The 26570-nt window shown below is 34.4% G+C and carries 25 protein-coding genes and 1 pseudogene; 2 read left to right on the top strand and 24 right to left on the bottom strand.

All coding sequences use genetic code 11. The features are described from left to right. Window positions 1–66: 66 nt before the first annotated feature. Window positions 67–444 (bottom strand): PilZ domain-containing protein, encoded by a 378-nt coding sequence (locus QN089_RS02455; protein WP_285215897.1) that lies wholly within the window; start codon window positions 442–444, stop codon window positions 67–69. A gap of 220 nt (window positions 445–664) precedes the next feature. Beyond that, window positions 665–5500, bottom strand: a complete 4836-nt coding sequence (locus QN089_RS02450; RefSeq protein WP_285215896.1) for a hypothetical protein — start codon at window positions 5498–5500, stop codon at window positions 665–667. A 192-nt stretch (window positions 5501–5692) separates the two neighbouring features. Here QN089_RS02450 and fliB point away from each other — a divergent pair, with 192 nt between their 5' ends. Continuing rightward, a complete protein-coding gene (gene fliB, locus QN089_RS02445; RefSeq protein ID WP_285215895.1) occupies window positions 5693–6892 on the top strand; it encodes a flagellin lysine-N-methylase in 1200 nt (399 codons plus the stop codon). 41 nt (window positions 6893–6933) lie between these two features. Here fliB and fliT read toward each other — a convergent pair whose 3' ends face one another. From fliT to QN089_RS02335, 22 genes and pseudogenes are all read right to left on the bottom strand, one after another. Further along, window positions 6934–7299: a flagellar protein FliT gene (gene fliT / locus QN089_RS02440; protein ID WP_285215894.1), complete on the bottom strand. Its 366-nt coding sequence runs from the start codon at window positions 7297–7299 to the stop codon at window positions 6934–6936. Continuing rightward, complete coding sequence (fliS, locus tag QN089_RS02435) at window positions 7299–7703, bottom strand: flagellar export chaperone FliS (RefSeq protein WP_285215893.1); 405 nt, start codon at window positions 7701–7703, stop codon at window positions 7299–7301. The genes fliT and fliS overlap by 1 nt, the downstream gene beginning before the upstream one ends. Before the next feature lie 42 nt (window positions 7704–7745). Next, window positions 7746–9557 carry a flagellar filament capping protein FliD gene (fliD, locus tag QN089_RS02430; protein WP_285215892.1) on the bottom strand — a complete coding sequence of 604 codons (1812 nt, stop codon included), beginning with the start codon at window positions 9555–9557 and terminating at the stop codon, window positions 7746–7748. An 18-nt stretch (window positions 9558–9575) separates the two neighbouring features. Then, the gene (locus QN089_RS02425) at window positions 9576–9941 is read right to left on the bottom strand and encodes a flagellar protein FlaG (RefSeq protein WP_285215891.1); all 366 of its coding nucleotides are present in this window, start codon (window positions 9939–9941) and stop codon (window positions 9576–9578) included. Window positions 9942–10037: 96 nt separating this feature from the next. Further along, entirely contained in the window at window positions 10038–10748 is a 711-nt protein-coding gene (locus tag QN089_RS02420; protein WP_285215890.1) for a hypothetical protein, read from the bottom strand. Window positions 10749–10879: 131 nt separating this feature from the next. Continuing rightward, window positions 10880–12226: a flagellin N-terminal helical domain-containing protein gene (locus QN089_RS02415; RefSeq protein ID WP_285215889.1), complete on the bottom strand. Its 1347-nt coding sequence runs from the start codon at window positions 12224–12226 to the stop codon at window positions 10880–10882. A 115-nt stretch (window positions 12227–12341) separates the two neighbouring features. Beyond that, window positions 12342–12560, bottom strand: coding sequence for a carbon storage regulator CsrA (gene csrA / locus QN089_RS02410; RefSeq protein WP_285215888.1), 219 nt, complete (start codon window positions 12558–12560; stop codon window positions 12342–12344). Then, a complete protein-coding gene (fliW, locus tag QN089_RS02405; RefSeq protein ID WP_285215887.1) occupies window positions 12560–13003 on the bottom strand; it encodes a flagellar assembly protein FliW in 444 nt (147 codons plus the stop codon). The genes csrA and fliW overlap by 1 nt, the downstream gene beginning before the upstream one ends. Window positions 13004–13006: 3 nt before the next feature. Further along, window positions 13007–13573, bottom strand: a complete 567-nt coding sequence (locus QN089_RS02400; RefSeq protein WP_285215886.1) for a DUF6470 family protein — start codon at window positions 13571–13573, stop codon at window positions 13007–13009. Window positions 13574–13636: 63 nt separating this feature from the next. After that, window positions 13637–14527 (bottom strand): flagellar hook-associated protein FlgL, encoded by an 891-nt coding sequence (gene flgL, locus QN089_RS02395; RefSeq protein WP_285215885.1) that lies wholly within the window; start codon window positions 14525–14527, stop codon window positions 13637–13639. A gap of 18 nt (window positions 14528–14545) precedes the next feature. After that, window positions 14546–16165, bottom strand: a complete 1620-nt coding sequence (flgK, locus tag QN089_RS02390) for a flagellar hook-associated protein FlgK (protein WP_285215884.1) — start codon at window positions 16163–16165, stop codon at window positions 14546–14548. Between the two features lie 157 nt (window positions 16166–16322). Further along, window positions 16323–16811: a flagellar protein FlgN gene (locus QN089_RS02385; RefSeq protein ID WP_068455595.1), complete on the bottom strand. Its 489-nt coding sequence runs from the start codon at window positions 16809–16811 to the stop codon at window positions 16323–16325. Window positions 16812–16828: 17 nt separating this feature from the next. Beyond that, on the bottom strand, window positions 16829–17092 hold the full coding sequence (gene flgM, locus QN089_RS02380) for a flagellar biosynthesis anti-sigma factor FlgM (RefSeq protein WP_141274918.1): 264 nt from the start codon (window positions 17090–17092) through the stop codon (window positions 16829–16831). Between the two features lie 179 nt (window positions 17093–17271). After that, complete coding sequence (locus QN089_RS02375) at window positions 17272–17682, bottom strand: TIGR03826 family flagellar region protein (RefSeq protein WP_285215883.1); 411 nt, start codon at window positions 17680–17682, stop codon at window positions 17272–17274. A gap of 68 nt (window positions 17683–17750) precedes the next feature. Further along, window positions 17751–18092: a ComF family protein gene (locus tag QN089_RS02370; protein ID WP_285215882.1), complete on the bottom strand. Its 342-nt coding sequence runs from the start codon at window positions 18090–18092 to the stop codon at window positions 17751–17753. 407 nt (window positions 18093–18499) lie between these two features. Continuing rightward, window positions 18500–19621: pseudogene (locus tag QN089_RS02365) on the bottom strand (RNA-guided endonuclease InsQ/TnpB family protein). Next, window positions 19593–20225 (bottom strand): IS607 family transposase, encoded by a 633-nt coding sequence (locus QN089_RS02360; RefSeq protein WP_285215881.1) that lies wholly within the window; start codon window positions 20223–20225, stop codon window positions 19593–19595. Before QN089_RS02360 ends, QN089_RS02365 begins: the two are co-directional and overlap by 29 nt. 89 nt (window positions 20226–20314) lie before the next feature. Continuing rightward, a complete protein-coding gene (locus QN089_RS02355; protein WP_285215880.1) occupies window positions 20315–21703 on the bottom strand; it encodes an ATP-dependent helicase ComFA in 1389 nt (462 codons plus the stop codon). A 202-nt stretch (window positions 21704–21905) separates the two neighbouring features. Further along, window positions 21906–22748 carry a DegV family protein gene (locus QN089_RS02350; RefSeq protein ID WP_285215879.1) on the bottom strand — a complete coding sequence of 281 codons (843 nt, stop codon included), beginning with the start codon at window positions 22746–22748 and terminating at the stop codon, window positions 21906–21908. Between the two features lie 101 nt (window positions 22749–22849). Then, the gene (locus QN089_RS02345; protein ID WP_285215878.1) at window positions 22850–23617 is read right to left on the bottom strand and encodes a nuclear transport factor 2 family protein; all 768 of its coding nucleotides are present in this window, start codon (window positions 23615–23617) and stop codon (window positions 22850–22852) included. Between the two features lie 168 nt (window positions 23618–23785). Beyond that, window positions 23786–24460 carry a response regulator gene (locus QN089_RS02340; protein ID WP_068455618.1) on the bottom strand — a complete coding sequence of 225 codons (675 nt, stop codon included), beginning with the start codon at window positions 24458–24460 and terminating at the stop codon, window positions 23786–23788. A 41-nt stretch (window positions 24461–24501) separates the two neighbouring features. Then, the gene (locus QN089_RS02335; protein ID WP_285215877.1) at window positions 24502–25650 is read right to left on the bottom strand and encodes a sensor histidine kinase; all 1149 of its coding nucleotides are present in this window, start codon (window positions 25648–25650) and stop codon (window positions 24502–24504) included. 191 nt (window positions 25651–25841) lie between these two features. Between QN089_RS02335 and QN089_RS02330 the strand changes: the two genes are divergently transcribed. Further along, entirely contained in the window at window positions 25842–26468 is a 627-nt protein-coding gene (locus QN089_RS02330; protein ID WP_068455624.1) for a YigZ family protein, read from the top strand. Window positions 26469–26570 lie beyond the last annotated feature (102 nt).

Genomic DNA, 26570 nt, shown 5'->3' with positions numbered 1-26570 from the left:
ATTCTACATTTACCCTGTAACTCCTTCTTTAAACGACGAAAAAATTATAGAAATATAAAAGAAATTTTAGAAAGTGCCTTTTTTAGCATCTAATACTTCTTGTCGACGACGTTGTTTCAACTCAGAAACAATTATATTCTCTAACTGTGTACTTTCTACCATCTCAATGCCATATTGATAACCTTCTGGATGAAATCTCTCCCACCTAATCGCTCCTTGCGATTCAATCGTTTGTTTATATAAACAAAAAGATAGCAAGAGTGGATATTCTTTCTCTTCATCTGTTAGCTGTTTTGTCACTAACAAGTTCATACCACTCGGACTAATATCTAATATTTTACCCGTACGTGTTAAGGCTACTTGCTGGTCCACATTACAACTATATTGAACATCGACAGGCTTAATTAAAATATGCCTGAAAGATTCAGAACGTTTGTATTCCATTTTTACTACCTTCCTATCTTTTTAATATTATTTTAATTATACCAAATATAAAATACTTTTATACCACATAGATTATATATAATACGACCATTGTTATAGGATAAACGATGTTTTTGTCGATTTTTTGAATAATTCCTGTTTTTTTAATAAACGAAACACTTTTGTAGCCTATAAAAAAACACCCCATACTTCAACATATGAGGTGTTTTAAAAATTACACTTATTTTTTTAGATTATCCAAATATTCTTGTACTTTATAAACAGCCATAAAGTATTTATAACGCTGTACAGCTACTTTGTCTGCTAATGAAAGTGGGCGAATGACCTGTCCTTCAATATTGAAATCTCGGTTAATGAAGTTATATGCCTCATTCGCTTTAACCATTTTATCTCGAATTGCTGTGTATTTCTCTTGCGGCACAGTGTGTGGTGGTGGTGTTTGATTGATTTCATCATGCAATTCTTGTGTTTCCTGAATTGCTATTTCAAAATCTACAATCACTTTAATCGCTTCTGGAATTGTATCGACTGCGCCTTTAATCGTATCTGCTTTATCATACTTTTTATAAGTCGTATACAGTTTTGTTTGTGTAAAGAATTGCTTTTGTAAATTTGTTAATACATTATACGATTTCATTGCAATAACCACATTCTTCACAAACGACTTATCACCCTTTTTAATTTTCAAGAAGTTCGCATCTGCCGCCTCAGCTACTTTAATATCTTCTTCAATTAGCAATAAATAGCGCTTCTCATTTTCAGGGTTTGGGTTTGGGTTTGGATCTAAACCAAATTCTGCATCTTGCTCTAAAATATTTTTCGGATCTTTCGCTAACTTTTTATACGCTGCAGTCGCTGTTTTAATTGCTTCTTTTTCCGTTACTGTATATTTTGCTGCTTCTGCTTTTGGATAGACTTTTACTTTATCAAGTTGTTCTTTAATTGTGATAAGTCCTTCATACAATTTATATTTGGTCACAATTGGTTTATCAACAAATGTCAGTCCAATAACTTTTTTACTGCTGCCTGTATATTGCTGTGGTACAGATAAGAAATCATAAAATTTAGCTGCTTTAACTACATCTGCATATGTCGAATCTGCATTTAAAGCTGTTACTAAACGTGTGAATTCATCTGCTGTCGCTTTTGCATTATCTTCTTTCTTTCCGAAGCTCAATGAATCACCATATTTCGCATGTAAATCAACTAGTATTTGACCATATACTGAGTAATTATTTTGAGCATTCGTTGTTAACTTTGCATACTCTTTGTATAATTTTAGAGCTTCTACTTCATATGAGTCGCCTTGTGTATCTAATTTTTCATACTTTTTATCAACCGCATGTGCAGCACGTATATCTTTTTCATCCGTTAATAGAAGATTGAAGAAAGTCGGGTCTGCAATCGAATTGCGTACAATTTTTTTAGAACCTGCTGGTAATTTTGTATAGGCTGTTAAAAACAATTCCATATTTTCAATACGACTCATTTTGTTAGCTGTTAGATTAATTTCCTGATACTGACTATATAAATCTTTCAACAGCATGTAATCTTTATATTGTTTTAATAATGATGCACTCACGATACTTAAAGCAGTTGAATCAAGTTTATTATATGCTAAGCGCATCGGTTCTAAACCCGTTACATTGCCTGTATTTGGATCATATGCTTTTACTGCTGCTTCGAATGCATCTGCGTATGCTACAGGAATTGCAAACGTATTTTCTAATTGTTCTAATTCTGGGCGATATAAGAAATACCCGCGTACGCCTAAAGATTCTTTTTCAAAATCACGTACTAATTTTATCGCATCGCGTGCATTGTTTTTACCGCTATTATTTAATGCTTTATAGCGCTCTTCATACTTCATCGCATCTAATAAATTTTGAACTTGCGTATAGTTCAACCAATCAATCGGATTATAGATTACCTCATCTGGTTCAAACTTATCTTTATAATCAAGTTCTGGTTTATAACCAATAATTTGTTTGTCATTATCGTAAATCGGAATGTTATTACCATTCGGATCTTCTGCTAGACCTTCATAGCTTGTATAGTTCGGTGAGTTATTTAAAATCGACATTTGAACTGGATTAAAATCTTTAAAGTATAGTAATGCTTTACGCATATTGAGAACATCTTTTAAATTATCTGCCCTTTGACTAAAAGCATAGAACCATGCGTCATATTTTATCCAGTTACCGTTAATACGTTGATACTCATATAAATTTTGAGCAACATCTTGAATGAATAATAATTGAATATATTCGTCATATTTTTTCACAATTGCTGGATCAACAAATTGAACAAATTCTGGCGCTACTTTTTTATTCTGATCATAAATTGCCTTTAACTGATGTACATTAATAATTTTACTTGTACGATTAATTGATTGTACACTTTCTTCAAATACAATGGCTGCTTTGATTGCTTTATCGTATTTTGCAGGAACCGCAGTAATAATCCCTTTGTTAATAACATAATTTTTTACATCATCTGTTGCTTTTACATATTCTTTGTACACATTATATAACTTACTTTCATATTTTGTGTCATTCACATTTAATAATTTATACATACCATCAATCTTCTTAGCTTCTTGAATTTGTTTTTCGTCATCTAATAAACGTAGTTTAGACTGTACTTTATCTTCAATTTGAATAACTTTCTTACCAAAAGTGTCCAACTTATTAAATGCTTTTTTAGCTGTTAAAATATTTTCACGTTGTAATTCTGTTGTCGGTGTTGGTTTTAAGTTGAAGATTTGATTGTAGACATCGACAATCGGTGTTAGTTTTTTATATTTCTTCATTACATCGCTATCAACCAAATTATTATATTTAGCATATGGCTTAATTGTATTTTCATACCTATTCATTTCATCTTTAATTTTCGCAATTGTCGTTTTATTGACTAAATCATTTGAATATACTTCTTCGTATACAGTGTTTACCTTTTCTTCGAATAAATCGACTTTATCTTGTGGCTCTTTTAAAGTAGAAACCAAGTTTGAAATCTTTGTGCTATTTAAAATATACTTTTTCACCGTATCATTCGCATCTAAATAACTGTTAAAGACTGATTTTGCATCCTTTGTATAAGACTTTTGAGATGGCTTTAATGCCAGATACTTTTTATCAACAGCCATTGCTTGTTTAATTGCTGCTTCATCCTCTACAAAACCCTCTACATTGTGTCCTAGACCGTCCACAATTAATTTTTTCGATGCATCCAATTTACTATATAGTTTTGTAGCAGCTAAAATATTATTCAATTTAGCTGTTGTGTAGCTTGGCTTTGATTTTGCCATCAATGTATCAATCTCTAAAACTGATTTTGCTAACGTATAATCTTTCGCTACTTTTGCATCAATCATTTTCAGACCTGAAGGCTTATCCTTTTCAATTGTTTGATAAAGCGTCACTAACTTTTGAATATCTGCTTTTGTCGCATATTTTCCAGCTTCTTTTTCAAATTCCCCCACATTGTCTAACTGTGTTTTATACGTAACTGGTGCAACACTTAATAAATCCGAAGCAGAAACATATCGAATACTACGGTCATTTTCTTGTGCTGCTTTTTTATATAAGTCGAATTGTTTCATAATGGCAGCTAAATCATTTTTCGCAATACCATCATTGAAACCTTTTGTCATTGCCTGACCTTTTTTTATTGCCGCGCTGTCATTTACATAGTTTTTTTTAGTAGTACCCACTGCCTCATCTACAATCTCTTTTTGGTCTGCGCCTAACTTAGTATAATTTTTAATAGCAGTGTCTAGTGTTGTAATATTTTTCTCATAAGGAATGCGACCTTGTTTACTAATATTAGTAATTGATTGTGGATCGAATCCTGCTGCGGCTAACTTTGCTTGATCAAAGGTATTGTCAGAGTCATAAGGTGGCGCATCATCGAAACCTTTAACAACGGATGGAATCGTTTCATACTTTTTATACTCAGCAAGTACTTTTTTATCAACGATATCAATTGGCTTACCTTTTAGCTTTTCCCCCTTATGAGTTGTTGATGTTATATTTTTATAAAAACCGACAGCTGTTTCAACTAATTCAAGACGTTTGGTCCCAACTGAAGGTGTTTTACCTGGTAAGTCATTAACTGAAGGTGTTTTATCTGGTAAGTCATTAACTGAAGGTGTTTTACCTGGTAAAGCATTAACTGCTTTTTCAAAATCCTCTTTTAATTTTACTTCAGTTAAAATTGTATCTTTTAAATTTATCAATTCATTATTCTTCTTCACAAAATGACTTACTTGACGAGTACCTTGTGATGTTTCAACTTTTTGTTCACAATCTGTTTTATACTTCCCATGCAAATCGTATGCTTGTTTTAAATAGCTACTATTTGTTTGGTCTAATTTTTCGTACTGCGCATCATAATTAATAGCTAATTGAACAATTGGCTTTAACTGTAATAAGTATTCTATTTCTTCTTGAGAACCACCTAAAATACGCTTTTGATTATCACTTAATTTTTCATATGCTACAATGAAACTCAAAATATCGCTACTTTTTTTAGCACCTAATGAATAAATACCTGTTGCTGCAGCAGATTTCATTAACTTGCGCATATTCACATTTGCAGAGTTCAGATTATCGTAATATGTAATCTTATTAACGGTTGATTTTGGAACATATTCCTTTGCGGCTTTTTTTAATTTTCCATATTGAATCGAAACTTTTGCGGCTTGTGTTTTATAGTTTTTAGAAGATAGTTTAGCTGCTTGTTTTTTTAGCGAATTCACTTGATTCACCATTGGTTGAACAGCTTTCATATGCTTTTGAAGTGTTTTATAGTTGGAAACTTTTTTGCGCTCTGTTTTCGATAACTTTTTATAAGCTGTTTGAGCAGCTAATGTATTTTTAACATAATTTGATTTTTTTGAGTTGAGTGCTTTAATTTTTGAGATGACAGCTTTTGTTTTTTTCGATACGGTCACTTTTTTCTTGGCACTTACATCCATTGGTTGTGCTGCTGCAAGCCATGTCGGTACTGTCAGCATGGAAGCTAAACCAAATGCGATTAATTGCTTTTTCATGAAGGACCCTCCCTATAAGTATTTTGTTAAACTAAGTTGTTCATACTATATAATTATTGAATCAATCTATAATTTTTATATCGTCCGTAGGAATACATTATTGAGGAAAAAAGATTTTTGTAACTTTTGTAATAAAAGCAACATTTTAAAAGTCATACCGATATTATAAGAGAATGAGGAGGCGTTTTAACTATGCAAAAAACTGAATTAAAACCAAGCTACTATGATCAATTCGCATGTATTGGTAGTAAATGTGAGGATACATGTTGTGCTGGATGGAGAATTGATATTGATAAAAAATCGTATCAAAAATATAAAAATGAAAAAAATCCTACTATAAGAGAGGAATTAAAAAAGAATACTCAACGGAATCGTCAGAGCCAAAATGACTTACAATATGGAAAATTTAAATTAGATGCTGATGGAAAGTGTACGATGCTTGATGAAGAAAATTTATGTACAATTCAAAAAACATTGGGTGAAAAAGCGCTTTGTCATACTTGTACGATTTATCCAAGACAAAACATCCAAATTAACCAGACAATTGAGAAGAGTTTAGATACTTCTTGTCCAGAAGCAGCGCGACTCATCTTATTAAATAAGGATGGTATTGACTTTATTGAAGATGAAGCAATTATCCCTTCTTTTTCATTCGACTATATTGAGCAACAGGATGAAGTACGTGACTACTTCTGGGTGAATCGTATGTTTATGATTCAAGTGCTACAAAATCGAACGCATCCAATTGAGCTACGTCTTTTATTGATTGGTTTATATATGAAAAAGTTAGAGAGTCTTCCTTTAAAAGCGCGCTATAAACAAGCCGAAAAGTTGGCGGCAACTTACTTACCATTAGCGTCTGATCTAGAATTACCAGAGATGTTTAAAGAATTCAAACCGAATTATGTAAAACACCAGCAATTAGCAACATATTTTTTAAAAAGTTTTGTAGCACATTCTGAACGTTTTCGTTTAGTAGCAGGGCTGGCTTTTGAAGAAAAAGATTTACAAAAAACAGATATCTTTGAGAATACACAAACATTTGAAGATTTTATAAAAAAATATCGTCCGATTTATAATGATAATGAAGCTATTCAAATCGTATTAGAGAACTATTTAGTAAACCTTATCTTTTCGTCTTACCATGAAAAAAAATCACAAGATGTATTAGCGTTTTTCAGCTATCTAACTGTTCAATTTGTATTGATACGCTTACTAATTATAGGAAATGTGAATAAATTACAAATGAATGAACATGATTTAGTTACGACGATTCAAGCATTTTCAAAAGCAGGTATGCATAATAAACATTATATCCCTAAATCTTTAGAGCTGATATCTCTTACAGATTATTCAAAAATTAGTCAAGCCATTCATATTCTTGTATTATAAAAACAACGCTGTGATGTCAAACATCACAGCGTTGTTTTATTTTATTCTCTTTTATCAAAATATGTGCCATCTAAATTTTGAAGATGACTATAAGGATTAACGTAACGTGTTTCTGATTTCATAGAAACTTGAAGTTGTTGCATGTCTTCGCGAATACGTCCTTTATAGTTATGAAGACGTTCGATAATACCATGATGTAGGTCACGTAAGTAAGCTTCTTTTTCATGCCCTTGTAATGGTCGTTCACCTAATTCTTCTAACTTTGTGATGGTTTGTCCACGCGCATCAAGCAATTTATTAATTAGCTCAATTTGCTGATCACGTTTTCCATCTTTATCTTCCTCTACGAACTCTAAAGTTTGATATAACTTTTCAGAGAGAAGAAGTAGTTGTTGAATCAAGTCCATTATATAGAATCTCCGGATACGAATTGCTGTTGTTTACGGTTCAATTGAATGACTTGTTTCCATGTATCACGAAACTCTGTTACTAAACCTTCCACCTCTGTAATCATCTCAATATCCATCTTCATATTGGCTTCTGATAATCTCGTGTACATATACTCATAAAGAGGCATCATATTTTTAGAAACCTCTAAATCCATATTCAATGTGGCCATTAATTCGGCAATAATTGCCTGCGCTTTTTGAATATAGGTATTCTTTGCTTCATATTGTTTTGCTTCAATTGCTTTTTTACTTTGATTTAAAAATTTAAGACAACCGTTGTAAAGCATTAATGTCAGTTCACCCGGGGACGCGGTTGTAACACTATTTTGTTTATATGCATTATATGCAGTTTGTACTGACAAATCAAACAACTCCTTTTTTAAAATCGAATTATCCTAAAACTATTATTGCATGAAAATAGACGACTGTGAATTTGCTTTTTGAATCGCTGCTTCCATCGCTGCAAACTGCTTCCAATAACGTTCTTCAATACCTTTTAGACGATCTTTCCAATCGTCAATTTTCGTATTAACGTCTTTTAAATTTTTACCTAAAGTATAAGAATCCTCTGCTGAAGATGCCTTACCTGCAGTTTTTTCAATATCTTTCACTGCATTTTGTGCAGTTGTACGAAGACTTGCGATAATACCTTCACGATTATTTTCTTTATCACCAACAAAGATACGAGAAACAATATTTGGATCTTCTTCCAAAGCTTTTGTTAGTTTATCTTCATCAAGTTCTAATTTACCATTATCTGTCCATGTTTTAGACGTTGTAATACCAATTTTAGCCAACATATCTTCCGACCCACTACCGTAATTTGATAGTGTTGAACGCATGTCCGAAAGAACTTTGTTCAGTGTGGCATCACTTTTTAGTAAGCCTTCTTTTGCCTTATCTTCCCACTTTTTAATTTCGTCATCTTTTAACTCTGCTTTTTGTGCATCTGTTAAGGGTTGGTATGAAAGATTTTTCTTTTGCGAAACGCGTTTATTTAAGTCTTCAATTAAACCATTATACGTTGTGATAAATTCTTTTACTTTATCGACAATCGTTTTCGTTTCCGTTGTAGAAGATATTTTTGCTGGTGCATCCGTTGCCGCAATATTATTCGTTACATTTACGGTATAACCTGACACATTATATTTATTCGATGTACTCTCCATTTTGACACCGTTCACAACCATCGAACCATTTGTACCTTCTGCTACTTTACCTGTCGCATCTGCTAAACCAAGCTTTTCGAATAATTTATTACCATCTGCACTAATTTTAATCGAACCTTCTGCACCTGTACCTGTAGAGTTGGCAGACAGCGAAAGTTTACCGTTCGCCGCAAGTGCTGTAACACCTACACCCGAACCATTAATACGCGACATGACATCGCTTATTTTATCTGTCGCACTATATTTAATCGTTTTTTCTGTGTATTTGCCTTGGTCATTGATTGCTTTAATGGTGAATTCACCACCATCTGTTAAACCTAGTTCACTCATTGTAGTAGATTCTGTAAAGGCAAGCTTTCCTGAAACTGATGGATTACCAGGACCTGTAGTAGTTTTACCATCTGTCAATCCTAATTTGTTTAGGAATACCAAGTTATTCCCAGTTGCTTCAATATTTTTTACTAGCTTTGTATTAATTGATGCACCGTTACTGCCATTTGTAACAGTTACTTCAAAGTCACCTGTTGCGTTCAGCTTCTTTGCTAAGCTATCAAACGTATCTGTTTTTGAATAGGCAATTGACTTTTCCTGACCATCTATTTTGTATGTGAATGTGCCATTAGTTGCTGAGAAACCAAGATCTGCCAATGTAGCACCTGATGATACTTTCTGTCCTGCTGTTGCGACGGTTGCTTCTGTGATTGTTAAATTACCTGCCGCATTACTATTCGCTGTTGCTGAAATGGCTGTAGACGTACTTGTTACGTTTTTGGCAGCCCAGTTTTTCGATAAGCCATAGTTATCAAAAATACCTTTTTCAAAAGCGGATAATGATGTGTTTACTTCGCGATATGCGTCGCGCTTCCACTCATACTTTTGCTTTTGTTGCTGAAGTTTCTCCATTTGAGCACTTTCAGCTTTCATTAATTTTTCCATTAATGAATCAATATCCATACCAGATGCAAGACCTGTTACTTTGTTTTTATATTGTAAATACGAGTAAGAGGATGTTGATGTGTTACTTGTATTATTCATATTATTCACCATACACTCATCTCCTTTAATCTAAATTGTTTGATCAACGATATTTCCAATCATTTTTTGCATTTCGTAATAGGCATCGAGTAATTCTTTTGGTGGAATTTCTTTGATGACTTCTTCTGTTTTAGCATCGACCACTTCGACATAATATTTACCCAATCCTTCATGAAAAACAAATTTCGAGCTTTTATTTGTATATTCCATGAACTCATTTAATTTATTGACAGCGACTTGGAACGCCTCTTTTGTTGGTTGTCCATTGGCATCTGTCATTTCTGAAACAGTTGAAGGACTGGGTGAAACTGTTGAAGAATTTTGCTCAAGTGACGTGATTGTTTTTGATGTTTGACGATCAAAAGAATGTTGCGTTGAAAGATGATCAATTTTCATATTCGTTTCCCCTTTACGATTTTACTTCTTATCTATAGATATCGTCAAAATTCTACTTTTTTTAATAGAGAATCTAGTTTCTTTTAAGTGGTATGACTACTTCTCTCGATGATTTTTTGATTCTGGTTTCGGCAGTAAAGAGGCGAAACGCGCAAGAGAGAGAATGGTCATAAAAACACCGATGATAGCTTGAATTTGTAGTAAACAAACGGAAAGAAGTGTCGTCTTATTTTCATCGAGTAAAATATTATATGTAATCATTTGTAAAAAACTTTGCGTGAGCGCAAAAGTAGGTGTTTGTTCTTGCAGTAATTGAAAAAATAAATACGATCCCGCAAACCAAAAAAGAATCTCAAAAAAATTATGAATAAGTAAGACTGTCATGCGACGGTAACTTGTGAGTTGATAGACTTGTTCACGATCTTGATAGGGATGCACGAAAATGACATTCAATTGGTAAATAAAAATTTCAAATACGCGTAATGTTCCATAAATAAAGAAGACGTATTTCCAACTATTTGAGATGGAAGAAAGTGCGATAAAGATAAAACTAAAGGAAAGGATACAATTGAAAAGAATCCAAATATCAACAAATAACGCGGTTTGAACAAATTTCTTTGTTTCCTGTGATGTGGTGTCTACTGATTTGGATTCTGGTATTTCTTCTTTAGGGGGATTTTGTTGTTTTTCACCAAATAATAAACGAATAACATAAAAAATCGAGATTTTCTCTAAAAATTTCAAGCTAATTTCCATCAGTGGAATAATAAGCCCTTCTGTATAAATCTTGTTTGAAAAATCCTTCATAAACTACCTCCTATAAAAATAAGCATAAAAAACAGGAATCGCTGTAAAACGATTCCTGCTTAACGATTGTTTGCATCCTACCCATTAAGATACGAATAGAACAAATCGATTGTTGAAAGAGTGCTTCAATCTTATTGTAATAATTGAAGAACGCCTTGTGGTTGTTGGTTTGCTTGTGCAAGCATTGATTGTGCTGCTTGTGATAAGATGTTGTTCTTTGTGAACGCCATCATTTCAGCTGCCATATCTGTATCACGAATACGTGATTCTGCTGCTGTTAAGTTTTCTGTAGACGCACCTAAGTTGTTAATTGTGTGCTCTAAACGGTTTTGCGCAGCACCTAATGATGAACGTTGACTTGAAACAGTTTTAATTGCTGTATCAATTGTTTTGATAGCATCGTTCGCACCTTTTTGTGATGTAATATCAAATCCGCCTACTTCAACTTTATCACCTGCTGTTTTACCTTTTGTAACATCTGTTAGTGAAGCTACTTGTAATTTGTCAGTTGCATTATAGTAACCAGCTGCTTGTTCTTTAAGATCAACATTTACAGTACTTGTTGTTGTTGCAGCATCAATCTTAGCTTTAAAACCAGACTGTGCTTTTAATGCCGCAACATCATTTGTATCATCAATTAACGTACCTTTGTTATTTGTACCTTTATAAAACTTACCATCTGTATCCATATAAATATCATCTGCTGTAGTATATGTTACACTACCTGTTGAATTTGCACCTGCTTTGTTTGTTACTGCTTCATATGTTGTTACATCATTTGGAGTTGCGCCAGCTAAAATAGTAGTAATACGTGTATCTGTTACAGTATTGCCATCAGCATCTTTCCAAGTTGTACCACTATCTGTTGTAGTAAATTTTGCATCTTTTTGTGCTTCGATTTTCTCTTTATAAGTTGCATCTTTACCATCTACCGTAATAGTACCAGGTGCTTTTACATCTGCTTTACCAGAAATCCCTAACGCAGATGCACTTGTATCAATAACTGATAGTTGGATATTTTGACCGCCATTCGCACCGATATGGAATGTTTTATCTGCGAAATCACCATTTAAAAGCTTTTGTGTATTGAACTCTGTATCTGTTGAGATACGTGTTACTTCTGCTTTTAGCTGATCAATTTCTTTTTGTAATGATTCACGATCTTCTGATACGTTTGTATCATTTGAAGATTGTACTGCTAATTCACGCATACGTTGTAAGATTGAGTGTGTTTCGTTAAGAGCACCCTCAGCTGTTTGAATTAAAGAGATTGAATCGCTAGCATTTTTAGAAGCCATGTCTAAACCAGAGATTTGGCCGCGCATTTTTTCTGAAATTGCAAGACCAGCTGCGTCATCACCAGCACGGTTGATTTTGAAACCTGAAGATAATTTTTCTAAGTTTTTGCCTGCTGAAGCTTGGTTAGCACCTAAGTTACGGTGTGTGTTTAAAGCTGCGATATTGTGTTGAATTCTCATTGTGAGATTCCTCCTTGAATTGTATAGTTTTCTTCCACGTCCCTGTGGAGTTGTTCGGTATTTCTACCTTACACTGTATATATCGAAGTGGGTTTTAAAATGTTTAGCATTTCTTTTAAAAATTTTTCAATTGATTGATTAGCTGCTCTGTTACATCAAGCGCAGCCTTATTTTCCTCTTGAATCGCTTTAAATATTTCATGACGATGTACTTTAATATGACGGGGTGCTTCAATTCCTAGCTTCACTTGATCACCGTCAATGCTAATGACTTTTACCTCAATACCTTCTCCAATCATAATCGATTCACCAATTTTACGTGAAAGTACCAGCATTAGCGCACACTTCCTTCCAGTGGTTTTAAAGGATAACGAAGTGGGTGTTCGGCATTTTCGTGTAGAACAACTTGTTTACCAATTTGTTTCTTTACATTAATAGCGACTGGAGCTAATAAATTCATTGTTGAGTTTTCTAACGTATCTTTTAACGTCAAAATGGCATATACCAGTACATCTTCTGATTTCTCAATTTGCAGTTGTTGTAAATCTTCTTGTTCTAAATCAAAAGCATAATTTGGTTTAAAATGGTATGGATAGGCCGCCATGAAGCCAACAGATGGTGTTTGAACCGACTGCAATGTCACAAAAGGTGATTGAGCACCTAACGGAATCACAACAAACTCTTTTTCTTCTTCAAAAGCTGGAATACCTTGTGGAAATTGAATAATTGAAGCTGATTCGATTTGAACTTCACCTAAAAATTTTGTTTGAATTTTCACAGACTATTCTCCTTTAATTACTGTAGTTTCGACTTTTTCGCGTTGAACAAGTGTACCTGTTACATCACCAGGTTGGTAATCATGTACGACTTTTCCTAATTGTACATCAATTTTTGGTTTTTGCGCTTGAATGCGAATATCAAGACTACCTTCTTGGTATTTAATTTTGACGGAACCAATAGATGGCTTCCATGTAATCCCTAGTCGCTGCTGTTCAAATGTATCATGCTGCTTCGCAATATTTGATAATGTCGCTCGTCCATTATCTTTTCGTATCTCCATCATGGCATCGCCCTCTGAAGCACGTCTTGCCATACCTTCCATAACAGCTGACTGACCTTTTGCAGCAAAGTTTTGGATTGATTCTGCATTCGAGATTAAACCTAAATCGCGATAAGCCTGTGAAGAATCGACAAGTAGTTTAGCGTCTGTATGATGAATTTCTAATGTTGCGGCAGGTTGTTCAATATGTTGTTGCGCTCTTGGTTGTTCAATATGTTGCTTTGGTTCTGTAATATTTAAGTCTACTTTTGCATCTTGTATATTCAATTTAATTTGATCGAGTTTCACATTAAAACCTCCTTACGAAAAAAGCGCTCAAACGATACCATTCGCTGAACGCTTTTCATATTTTTATAAGAAATCAACTAATGTTGGTTGAATAATCTTTGCACCCACTGATAACGCTGCACGATGAATTGATTCTTCTGTAATCAACTGTGTAATCGCATCCTCATATTCCACGTCTTCATTATTTGAGATTTGTTTCGTCACATTGATTTTTTGAGAACTTAAACGGTCTGTCATAACATCAATACGATTTTGTTTTGCACCGACACCTGCTTGCATTTCAAGTACTTTATCTGTTTGCGCTGAAACCGTACCAATCAGATTACTTAAATCTGAACCTGTTCTTGTCAGATCTTGTTGTACTTGTTGCATCATTTTGTCGATATCTTCAAATAAACCACGTGCATTTTCATTAATTTGGAATGTGATACCTTCATAGATTTCAATATCAACGGACTTATCATTTCCACCTAAAGTAGGTAAAGAATCATTTGCACCAGCATTTGCAGATGAATCTGCAAAGAGTGGCTGATCTGTTGCAGTACCCGCAAATAAATATTTATTACCTTGTTGTGTATTCGCTAAATCACGAATTTGCATGCGTAATTGGTCGACTTCCTTTTGCATGGCTTCGCGGTCTTCTGGTGTATTCGTATCGTTCGCTGCTTGCGTCACAAGATCTTTCACGCGTTGAAGTGCTTTATTTACTTCTGAAAGTGTTGAGTCTGTTGTATCCAACCAACTGTTCACTTCGTTCATGTTTCGTGTATATTGTTCATTCTTCGCTAAAGTCGTACGATAACTCATACCTTTTACAGCTGCTACTGGATCATCTGAAGGCTTTGTTAATTTAGAACCAGAAGATAGCTGCTCTTGTAATTTCCCCATTTTCAAATAACTATTACTTAAATTACGTAACATATTATTTGAAAGCATTGTTTGTGTAATACGCATTCATAAAACCTCCTTCATTTATAGACCGACACGACCCATGCCGTTAATAATCTTTTCTAATGTTTCATCCATTACTGTCAACATACGTGCTGAAGCATTATAAGCTTGTTGGTACATAATCATGTTCGTCATTTCTTCATCGAGTGATACCGAACTTACAGACGCACGATTATTAGAAATACTTAGTTGTAATGTAGACGAATTTTTAAAAATACGTGTTGCTTGCTCACCTAATACACCAACATCACCAATCATTCCTTGATAGAATGTTTGAGCTGAGGCATTATTTAAGCCTAATAATGATTGTGTTTTTAAATTAGACAGCGCAATGGCAATTTTACCATTCCCGACTTCTCCTTCTGTATCCGATACTGTAAAGCGGTTAAAGTCTTTTAAAATTTCATCTGATACTTTCATACCAGCTGCACCTTGTCCCTTAAAGAATTCGATACCTGTTGCATAATCCATGTTAAAGTCACCATTTGCATCTTTTACTGGATTACCATTTACATCTAATTCAGGAACTTTAACAGATGTATGACCTTTTTTATGAACTTCATTAAATGCTTTTGCAAACTCATCTGCTAATTTATCCAATTCAGCAATTTTATCTTGAATCACACCTGTTGGTTGTGAAAAGTTACCTGCCGCATCTTTTGTCACATAGCCATAGCTCTCTGTTAAACTTTTTAAGATACCTGTTCCTTGAACCATGCTATTAACATCCATTACTTGGTCTGCACCTGTAGCGTCTTTTACTTTAAATTGATGGAATGCCGTAAAGTCTGTGGAAGCATCAAAATCGCTTACAGCTCCTGTAGTCGGATCAACCGTCTGTGGTGTTAAAACAGCTGCTTTGTTTTTATCAACTAAAGAAATCGTTGTGCCACCGACATCCATTGTAATTTTATAAGAACCTTCCGCAATGTCTTTTGCATTACCGCCACTACCAACTTTTTCGATTTTGATTGGGAGGTATTGCGATAATTGATCTACTAAAATATCACGTTCATCATATAAATCATTCGGTAAACTCCCATTTATTTCAACCGTACTAATTTGCTCATTCAATTGGGCAATCTGCTTTAAAATCGAATTGACGTTTTTCGTTTCAACGTTAATTTGATTTTTTAAATTCTCTTGTACTTCTGTTAATTGCTTATTCGTATAGTTAAAACTTTCCGCAAGTGTTTTCGCTTTTTCGATTGCCACTTGACGCGCCGCACTATTTTCAGGTGATGTACTTAAATCTTGTAATGCTTTGAAAAAATCATTGAAGGCTGTATCAATACCATAAGCTTTTGGCTCATTTAAAATACCTTCTAATTGACCAATTGCCTCTGTACGAGAGCCCCAATAACCTAATTTTGTCGTCTCTTGGCGGAATTGATTGTCCACAAATTGATCGCGTACACGTTGGATAGAACCTGCTGTTGCTCCCGTACCCAAGTACCCTGGAATTTGTGGTGCATTCATCCCTGCACCAGGGAATCCGTTCGTTGGTTTTAAATTCACTGTTTGACGCGAATAACCGATTGTGTTGGCATTTGAAATATTATGACCTGTTGTATATAAACCAGACTGTTGAGCACTTAAACCACGTTTACTTGTCTCAAGTCCCATAAATGTTGAACCCATCGAATCGCTCCTTTTAATAAAAATCACGCATATTCATTCTGTTCTTTTCATCGACAAGAATCGTATTTTTTAAAGTATTTCATCTAAAATACATGTCTTTTGAGTATTTTAGCTTTTAAAAAGCAAAAAAAGAAACCATACGATTTGTATGATTTCTTTATGCTTGTGAATCGAATTGTCCTGTTTTTATAGCAGAACGTCCACCAGCTTTCGATTGATAATTAATCTGATCTGGTTGTGGGCGAAGTAAGTCTAATGTAAGATTCACGAATTGAAGTGACTGAAACAACATTTTTTGGTTTAAGTCATTTTGCTTTTGCAATGTATCAATTGTTAAAAGCAATTCTTTTCGCTTCGTATCTAATTGTGCTGCTTCTTCACCTGTTACATATTTTAATAACTCGTTAATTGTCGGTTCTTTGTAGTCAATTTGATTCGCTTGAAAGAATTGTACAACTAATTTTTGACGTTGTTCCTCTAATTGACTAATTGCTGCGATATGTGACTGCTCATTTTTCATCGTTTCGCTTAATTCTTCTACATTCGATGTTTTTAAAATTTCGGTCTTATGATACGCCAATTTTAATAAACTACGATGCATCATGTTCAATTTATCCATAATCGAAATAATTTGCTCAGTTGACATCGTTCTAAAACTCCTTCTTATAGGCGATAGAATGTCGCTACATCGTTCGCTAATCGATTCGCATCTACTTGATACGTACCAGCTTCAATTTGCTGTTTGATTCGTTGAACTTTATCAGCTCGTTCAGTTGAATAATCTTTTATCCCCTGAAGGTCCTTTGCTTGAGAAGAAATTTCGATTTGATCCGCAAATTTCATACTTGCGTTTTTTGTTGCTTCTGTTTTCAACTGCTGATTCTTGTATGGATTGATTGGATTCACGCCGTAATTATTTATCTTCATTTTCATTCGACCTCCTTCATTTATTGTTGATGTACTCCTTATTTCGGCAGTAAACATCATTGTTTTAGTAATAAATGCATAATAGAGTAACTATGACTATTCAAGAAATAACTCATTAGTTCAATATACCCTTATATCGTTTTCTAAACATCTCTTAAACTATTTTTTTACGATTTCTTTTATCTTTTATCAGATAAATATGTTCCTTTTTCTGCTTTCTTCACAGCTTCTCTAAATTCTTGCCCTGCTTCAAACTTACGTAACTCACCTTTTAATTCATCTTGGCATGAACTACACAACTTTCCAGTCGTCGTTAAATGTCCACATTGGTCACACGGATAACCTAAATTCGGGAACAATGCTGGCTGTAAACGTCCTTTACGTACCCATTTGTGTAGCAAGTATTCTTCTACGCCTGTTACTTCCACAATGCGTTCTACTGTTGCTGCACGATTTTCACGTCTTCTTAAAAAACGATATACGATTTCATATTGTTCTTCTTCAGCCATTGCACACTTCCCGCAAATATCGCGTACACCATTATAATTAAAAAATTCTCCACATCTTGGACAATTTCTGATTTCACCCATACTCCATTACCTCCACATTTTCAATCTACTATTAATGTCGACCATTTCTTCATGTAGTTTATCATAATTCACTTCTTCCCTGAGATGAAAATGACTTCTTCAACGGATTTTGCCCCTAATTCGAGTAAAATCGTTTTAGCATGCTTAATCGTCGTTCCAGTTGTGATTAAATCATCAATTAATAGGATTTTTTGCTGTGATACATCTACTTGAGGTAAACTTTTGAAAAAAGAGGAGCTATTAATACGCTGTTCATATGTTTTTTTACTCTGTTGTGACATCGTCGTTTTTTCTAAAACCGATTGAAAAGGTAATTTCGCTTGTTGTAAGACGACTTCTACGGGTGAAAAGGTTCGCTTTTTTTCCATCTCAACATGCATCGGAATCGGAATAATTAAGTCATATTCCATACCCCTTACTTTATTTTTTAAAGCCTTAGCAAAAAAGTCCGCTACACGAATATCTTTTAAAAATTTAAATTGGTGCAGAACATCTTGCATAAATGAATTATAGAAATAGATAGCATGAGACTCGGATGTATATTCAATTTGTTCTTCACACCTTTTGCAACAGTACACAGAAGGTATTCCAAACAAAAATTGCGTGAAAGAACTTGGTTGCTGGATGATTTGATCACAAAATAAACAATGCATTATACACGCACCGTTGCCAAAAACCTATAAAAATCTATAAGCAATGTTTATTTCCTGTTTCTTTGTATCTGCTTTTACCGAAGCTACTCACATTTGATATGATACTCCACAGGCGTTAATTCGGGTACAACGAACCCTACACATTAGTAGTGTCTTGTAAGTGACTAAGCTACTAATTCTCCAAATTTAGCTAAATTTAACGCAGCATTCATATCTCTGTCTATCTCTAATCCGCAGTCACACTTGTAAACTCTATCAGATAATTTTAAATCTGATTTAATTTGTCCACAGCACGAACATGTTTTAGAAGATGGGAAGAAACGTCCAACTTGTATAAATTCAATTCCGTATTTTTCACATTTGTATTTCATTTGACGGAGAAATTCATACATCTTTTGTTTGGCTACTGCTTTAGCTAAATGACGATTTTTCATCATTCCAACTACATTCAAATCTTCCATCACAACTTTACAAGGTTTGGTTTTCACTATTGTATTTGTTGCTTGATGAATGTGGTTGTTTCTAATGTTAGCTAACCGTCTGTGTAGATTTCGTATTTGCTTTTCGATTTTTATAATGTTACATGTTTTGACAAATCAGTTTCCCTCCTTATTCATCTCATATTTTCGAGAAACGCTTCGCTGTAACCTACGTAAACGTTTCTCAATCTTTCTCACTTCTTTTGTTTTGTTAATGTTTTTGAACACCATTTCATTCGAGCAAATTGCTAATTCTTTAACTCCTAAATCTACGCCAATTACTTCATTCGTTAATTCTTGTTTTACTTGTTCTTGCTCTACTCCAACAGAGATATACCAATACTTTCCGTCAAAAGATACTCTAGGATTAGTATATTTCACCCCCATTGGGACTTGCTCAGAAGTTGCAACCCATCCTACTTTCTCAATTAACACCGTGTTCTTTTTTACTTTAAGTTTCACATTATCATTATAGAAAGAAGGTTTAGATTTCTTTTTAGATTTGAATCTTGGACGTTTCGCCAAACCTTTAAAGAATCTCTTATACGCATCACAAGCATCTTTAACAGCTTGTTTAGCCACATTATTTGATACTTCACTCAACCATTGGAAGTCCTCTTGTTTTTTTATTTGTGTGATTTCTTTTCTTAAAACATTGTCAGATAAGAATTTCAACCCTCGTTGATAATTTTCTTGTTGTCTAGCTAATGTCCAATTGTATACCCATCTTGCCACACCAGTAGATTTCCATAATTGAATTTCTTGTTCTTTAGTTGGTTTAATTCGTATCTTCTTTGCTAGTATCATTCTCTTTCAACTCCTTAATTAATTTCTTAGCCTTATTCGCCCGTCTCCCTTGTAATTTGCAACTAAATACAGTAACAATTTGAATTAAATCTTCGACCAACTCTTGATCATCTGTCTTTGGAGTATTGTCGATAACCTCAATCTTTGTTCCGTATTTAGCAAATAAATTTTCCAAGAGTTCAAATCCGAATTGTAATAACCTATCTTTGTATAAAACTACAACTCGATCTACTTTGTAATTTAGGACTAAATCAATAACATCATTTAACCCTTTTTTGTTGTAGTTTATACCACTACCTATATCTTTCACAATCTTAAATGGATTACCTTGAGACAGTAAGTATGATTCCATGTTTTCCACTTGTCTCTGCAAATCATCCTTTTGCTTATGAGAAGATACTCGACAGTAGCCGATAGTTATTCTCGATTCTGATTCAGGAGAATGTAAACCAAGAAAATATTCAAGTTGTTGTTGAGAGTAATAACGGTGTCCAGAAGGTGCAGTATATTGAGGTTTTAATTTATTTGTCTTATCCCAATTTCTTAAAGTCTGAACTGTTACTCCGATTTCTTTAGCGAATTGACCAATACTGTATTTTTTCATACATTACATTCTCCTTTGAATTAGTGGATAATTCTATTACACCATGAAATGTATGAAAAATAAATAGTTTTTTATAGATATTTATAGATTTATTCTAACTGTTTAATTACCTCCTCACGATTCAAACGGATGATTTCGTTTCGAGCTAAATCCATCTGTCGCGTGATACCTGCGTGAAAAAAACAGACATCCCCTGTAGGATACTCTTTCGACCGCCCTGCACGACCGCTAATTTGAATAAGCGCACTCGCATTAAAAATAGTCTCATCTGCTCCTAGCACTGCTACTTGTAAATTCGCAATCGTAATACCTCTCTCTAAAATCGTCGTCGTTAAAAGCCCTGGTACATTACCATCTCTTAGCGCTTGTACACGTTCTTTTCGATGATCATCACTCGCATGAACAGCATGCAGATTCTCATGTAGTTGTTGAAAGAGTGGTGCTGCTCTCTCCATTAATTCGATTGTAGGAAAAAATAGTAGGAATGGTTGCTGTTTAGTAATACACGACTCCACCCAATCGCTCAATCGTTTTGGAATGTGGTTCTTACGAAAAGACTTTTTATACGAGAATAAAGCAACAAAACGTGGTACAGGTAAATCAAAACCATGAAAACGTCGCGATAAAAAAGAATAGGTTTGCTGTTTTTCATATTTTTGTCGTTCATTTTTAGTAGGTGTCGCCGTTACTAAAATCGTTCTTCCCGTATCCTTTAATGCCTTTTTGACAGCGAATTGCAACGCTTCATCATAGGTGTAAGGGAACGCATCTGCTTCATCGACTAAAATTAAATCAAAAGCTTGTTGAAAGCGTAAAAGTTGATGTGTTGTTGCGATGATTAACGGACTATACATGAGTGAAAAGCCACTTCCACCGTAGAAAGCCTGTACAGGAATAGTTAAAAAAGCTTGTTGTATTCGCGGCATAAGTTCCAATACGACATCCGTTCTAGGTGTCGCGATGCAAACTCGCTTCCCCTTCTTTAGTGCATCTTCTATAATCGGGAAAAGCATCTCTGTTTTGCCCGCGCCTGTGACAGCGTGAATTAAATGGTCTTTTTCATGGACTGTACATTCTTTCACAACTCGTTGTTGCGAATCTGTTAGCGTTCCAGTCCACGTCATGCATAGTTCAGCTATATAATTTTTATAAGTTGGACCACACCATCTTATTAAATTTGTACAATTACTTACTCTGCCCATTTTTAAGCAGTTTAAACAATACGCGCAATGCCCTTTACACTGTTTACACCAAAATTCGTGTAGTCTTTTACTATGACAACGCATACACTGTTTTTGTTGAATTCCAGGGGTTTTGATGATCCATCGTTGCGTATTATGGTAGCGAATTATATCTTGTAAAAAAGGTAGTTCTTCTTCAATCCAAATTCTTCCTTGTAAAAATTGTTGTATTTTCAAATCGTAAAGAGGGGTTTTAAGGGGGGTTTTTGTATGTAGGCAGCGACGTAATTTACGCATAGCTAGCCTCCTTATGGCACTAAAAAAACACCTAGAACGAGTTGTCTAGGTGCTTCATGTAGAATATTGTTTAGTAAGTTAATCTTAACACGGATGATTGTCGAATACTATAGTATCATTCGACAAATATATTTGGAAAGCCATATTTATGCCCTCGTTTACCCATTATTTTGGAAAAATGAAGTGATTTTTTACCCATTCATTATTTTTTGAACCAACCGATACCAATCGACCCTTCACCTAAATGGGTCCCAATTACAGGACCGAAATAACTCATCTTAAATGAAGAATCTGGATAACGTGCAGCTAAATCATGCATCCACGCTGTTGCCTCTTCTTCACAATTCCCGTGAATAATCGCTACATCTAAAGCTCCATGTTTTTGAATGGCTTCATCTAGCATCGTTTCTGCACGTTTCACGGCTTTTTTACGCGTACGAATTTTTTCAAATGGCACAATGACTTTATTTTCAAAATGTAATACGGGTTTAATTTGTAGTAAACCGCCGATTAAAGCAGCTCCTGCTGATAAACGACCACCGCGCTGCAAATGCGCTAAATCATCTACAATGAAGTATGCTTGCATAGAAGCACGCATTTTCTCTAATTCAGCAATAATTTCTTTCGCATTTTTACCTTCTGCCGCTAATTTTGCTGCATGAATAACAAAGAATCCTTGCACAGCACAAGCGATTTCGCTATCAAAACCGTAAACATCGATTCCTTCAACCATTTCACCTGCTTGTAACGCGCCTTGATATGTACCACTAATCCCGCTTGATAGATGAATCGTTACGACTTCATCATAGTCTTTTGCAAGCTCTTCAAATTTAGCAACAAATTTCCCGATTGGTGGTTGCGTTGTTTTTGGTAATTTCTTTTCATTACGTACACGATCATAAAACTCGCTCATCGTAATCGTTACTTCTTCTTCATAACTTGTATCATCAATGATGACACTCAGTGGCACCATATGAATGTTGTATGCTTCTTGTTCTTCCTTCGTCAGATAGGCCGTGCTATCTGTTACGATTGCTGTTGTCATAGTTCCGTTCACTCTCCTACTCAATCTATTTTATAAGATTTATGACGTAAATGGAAATAAAAAAAAGAGACCATCATTGAAATAAATGGTCCCAAAGTCCATTATTGCCCTTGGTTTGCTGCACTTCCAATTGCTTGTAATGAAGTGATTTTCCAACCTGAACTCTCTTTTACAAATTGTGTTAGTTGCTTACCTTCATCTCTTACTTCACTATCATTCTGTGTGACTTCGACTAAAATATCTGCATACACATTTGCACGATTCCCAGTGTAATCGGTAATTGTAATATTTGATGCTGTACGCTTCATATCAAAGTTTTCGAAAATATTGTTTGTATTCATTAAGTCTTCTTGAAGGTCAAAGCCTTCAGGATTTCGTGCTAACACCCGTTTATAACGGTTTAAATCTTGATCGTTAAATGCATCAATATATTCATTAAAAGCTGCTAAGATATTCATCTGGTCTTGCTTCGGAATATCTTCTGCTTCGTCTACATCACCTTCTACAACCGAATATCCTACAGGTTCAACATTTTCATCATGCCCTTCAGTGTCATCTTTTTTAGAAGGTTCTTTTTGCTGAACAGGTTGCTTTACTTCTTCTTGTGTTGGTGATGTATTTTCAGGTGTTTCTGTTTTTTCTTTTACAGGCTCTTGTTTTTGACTAGCTTGTTCTTTATGTGAAACAACAGGTGACTGTTGTTCTTCAGACGTTTGATCGTTTTGTGAAACTGTCATATCTTCATTACGATTTTCTTGTGTTGTATCTACTGCTGTTGAAGACGACTCTGTCTGCTTTGAAGATTCGCTACTGCATGCAGAGAGCAATAAGACACAAAATATCGCTAATGTAATATGCTTAAATGACATTTCCTACCCCCCCAGGTTATTGTAGCATGGAACTTATACACAATCTTATATTTTTCACTCCGATTAATGTACTTTATAGAACGATTTCTTGTCAAAAAAGTTGCCCTTTAAACTGCAAATAAAAAAACTCGAAACAGCAAATCACTGCTTCGAGTTTTCATCTAATAATTAACGCACTTCTACCCAACCATTTTTGATTGCTGTTACAACAGCTTGTGTACGGTCATTTACGTTCATTTTTTGTAAGATACTTGATACGTGGTTTTTAACTGTTTTTTCAGAGATGTATAATGATTCTCCGATTGCACGGTTACTTTGACCATCTGTTAATAATTGTAGTACTTCACACTCACGTTTTGTTAGTAAGTGGAATGGACGACGAATTTCTGTTTGATGGAAGTTACCTTTATTTTCACGTTCACTTAAACGACGGTATTCTGCTACTAAGTTACGTGTTACTTTTGGATGTAGATATGAACCACCCTTAGCTACGATTTTAATCGCACCAACAATCTCATCGGCATCCATTTCTTTTAACATATAACCCAATGCACCTGATTTTAATGCGTGTGATACGTATGATTCATCATCATGAATAGACAGCATAATTACTTTTGCTTCTGGATATTTCGCAATTAGTTGCTCTGTTGCTTCAATACCGTTCATTTGAGGCATGTTAATATCCATTAGAATGACATCTGGTGAATATTCTTCGTATAAACGAAGTGCATCGACACCATCGTCACCTTCTGCAATCACATCAAAAGTACTTTCGAAATCAAGTATTCTTTTTACTCCCTCACGGAATAGTTGGTGATCGTCTATAATAACTATTTTTGTCATGTTACTGTTCCTCCTATAGAAACGAAATCATATATTTATATTTACTTCTTTTTGTCAAGTGGAATCGTTACTAATACAACGGTTCCTTGTTGTGGTGCGGAGTTTAATTCCATTTTACCACTTAATAACTCTACACGCTCACGCATACCGATAATTCCAAATGAACCTTCTTTACTTTCTTCTGGATTGAATCCTGTGCCATTATCTTTAATTGACATGACAACATGATCTTTTTTCCAAATAAACGTAACTAAAATTTCTGTAGCCTGACCATGCTTCATTGCATTATTTACACATTCTTGTACAAGACGGAATACAGCCACTTCATAATTGGTTTTTAAACGAATCGCCTCACCAATTGAAGAAAAATGAACTTTAGTGCTTGGATTATATTCTTCTACTGAGTGCAAATATTTTTTTAGTGTTGGCACGATGCCTAAATCATCTAATGCCATTGGGCGTAAGTCGTAAATAATTCGTCTTACTTCGTGTAATGCATCGCGAACCATTCCTTTTAACGAGAGAATCTCTTCTAGCGCTTTTTCTACACCTTTTTCATCATATGTACGGTTGATCAAATCTGTTCGTAAAAGTACATTTGCAAGCATTTGAGCGGGACCATCATGAATTTCACGTGAAATTCGCTTACGTTCTTCTTCTGTTGCTTCAATAATCTTAATGGAAAAGCTTTCTTTCAACTTAGCATTTTCCAAAGCCGGACCTACGTGTTTTAAATCATACGTTAAGTAATTTAACACAACATTCACTTGATTTACTAGATGATCTGCTTTTTCAATTGTGTCAAGAAGACTACGCATACGTCGTTCCAAGTCATCTCGACGTTCACGTAACGTCTTTTCTTCAGCTTGTACCACTGAATGACGAATTTGAATCTTGTTAGCTTCCTCATATGCAACTCGTACTTGTTCTTCCGTATAGGAATTAAAGTTTCTTGATACTTCTGCTAAATATTGACGCGCATGTTTTGATCTTTCTTCTAATAAATCGTTCTCTTCTATGATATTCTTTATTTTATGACGAATATCATCTAGCTCGAGTTTCATTTCTTCAAATGAGCGACGGCTTTGTTCGCTAATTGTGAAAATATCGTGTTTTGATTCATCAATCGTTTTTACCATTCGATTAAATACTAAATCAAGTGACTTTATATCGAATTTGTCTTGTGCCATATCCATACTCCTTATAAATCATGCTACATTACAATTCTTAGTCTTTAGGTTGAATTAGTTAATTATATTTATAATAATTCGCACTGTCTATTCAATTATAACATTTTTGTGTCAAAACTATATATAAAATATTTTTCAAATCAGTGAAATTTTAAAGGGGTCTACTATTTTTTTAACAAGGAGGAAACAAAATGCGAGAAAATTATAGAACACTTAAGTCTTTAGGGACTAAAGAACTTATCATTTCGAAGTCAAGATTTATAGCACATTGTACCAGAGTTGAGACAGAAGAAGAAGCTTTATCGTTCATTCAACACATAAAAAAAGAGCATAGTAGTGCTACACACAACTGTTCTGCTTACTTAATTGGTGAACATGATCAAATTCAAAAAGCAAACGATGATGGTGAGCCGAGTGGTACAGCCGGTGTTCCAATGCTCGATGTTTTAAAAAAACAAGGATTAAAAGATTGTGTTGTTGTAGTGACTAGATACTATGGTGGTATAAAATTAGGTGCTGGTGGATTAGTTCGTGCATATGGTAAAGCGACTTCACAAGGATTAGAAGCAGCTCAAATTGTCGAACGAAAATTACACAAAAAAATGAAGGTATCAGTTGATTACACATTACTAGGTAAAATCGAAAATGAAATTAGACAATCTGATTATATATTAGATGATATTGTCTATATGGAAGGCGTCGATTTCTTTGTATTCGTTGATCGTTTTCAAGAAGATACATTTAGAGAATGGATGACAAATTTAACAAGTGGACAATGTACTATCTCCGTTATAGAAGAGCGCTTTTTAGAATTTTAATTTTCAGCAAAAACATAGTATAATAAAAATCATTGTCTGATTTTATTTGGCAAGCAACCATTTAAAAAACAATAGCGTCTTACAACCTAGAAGACATGAGTA

The sequence above is a fragment of the Kurthia sp. YJT4 genome (assembly GCF_030219945.1).
In the GTDB taxonomy this organism is placed as follows: domain Bacteria; phylum Bacillota; class Bacilli; order Bacillales_A; family Planococcaceae; genus Kurthia; species Kurthia gibsonii.
Note: the sequence above shows the minus strand (reverse complement) of the source record. Positions and strands in the feature narration are given on the sequence as shown.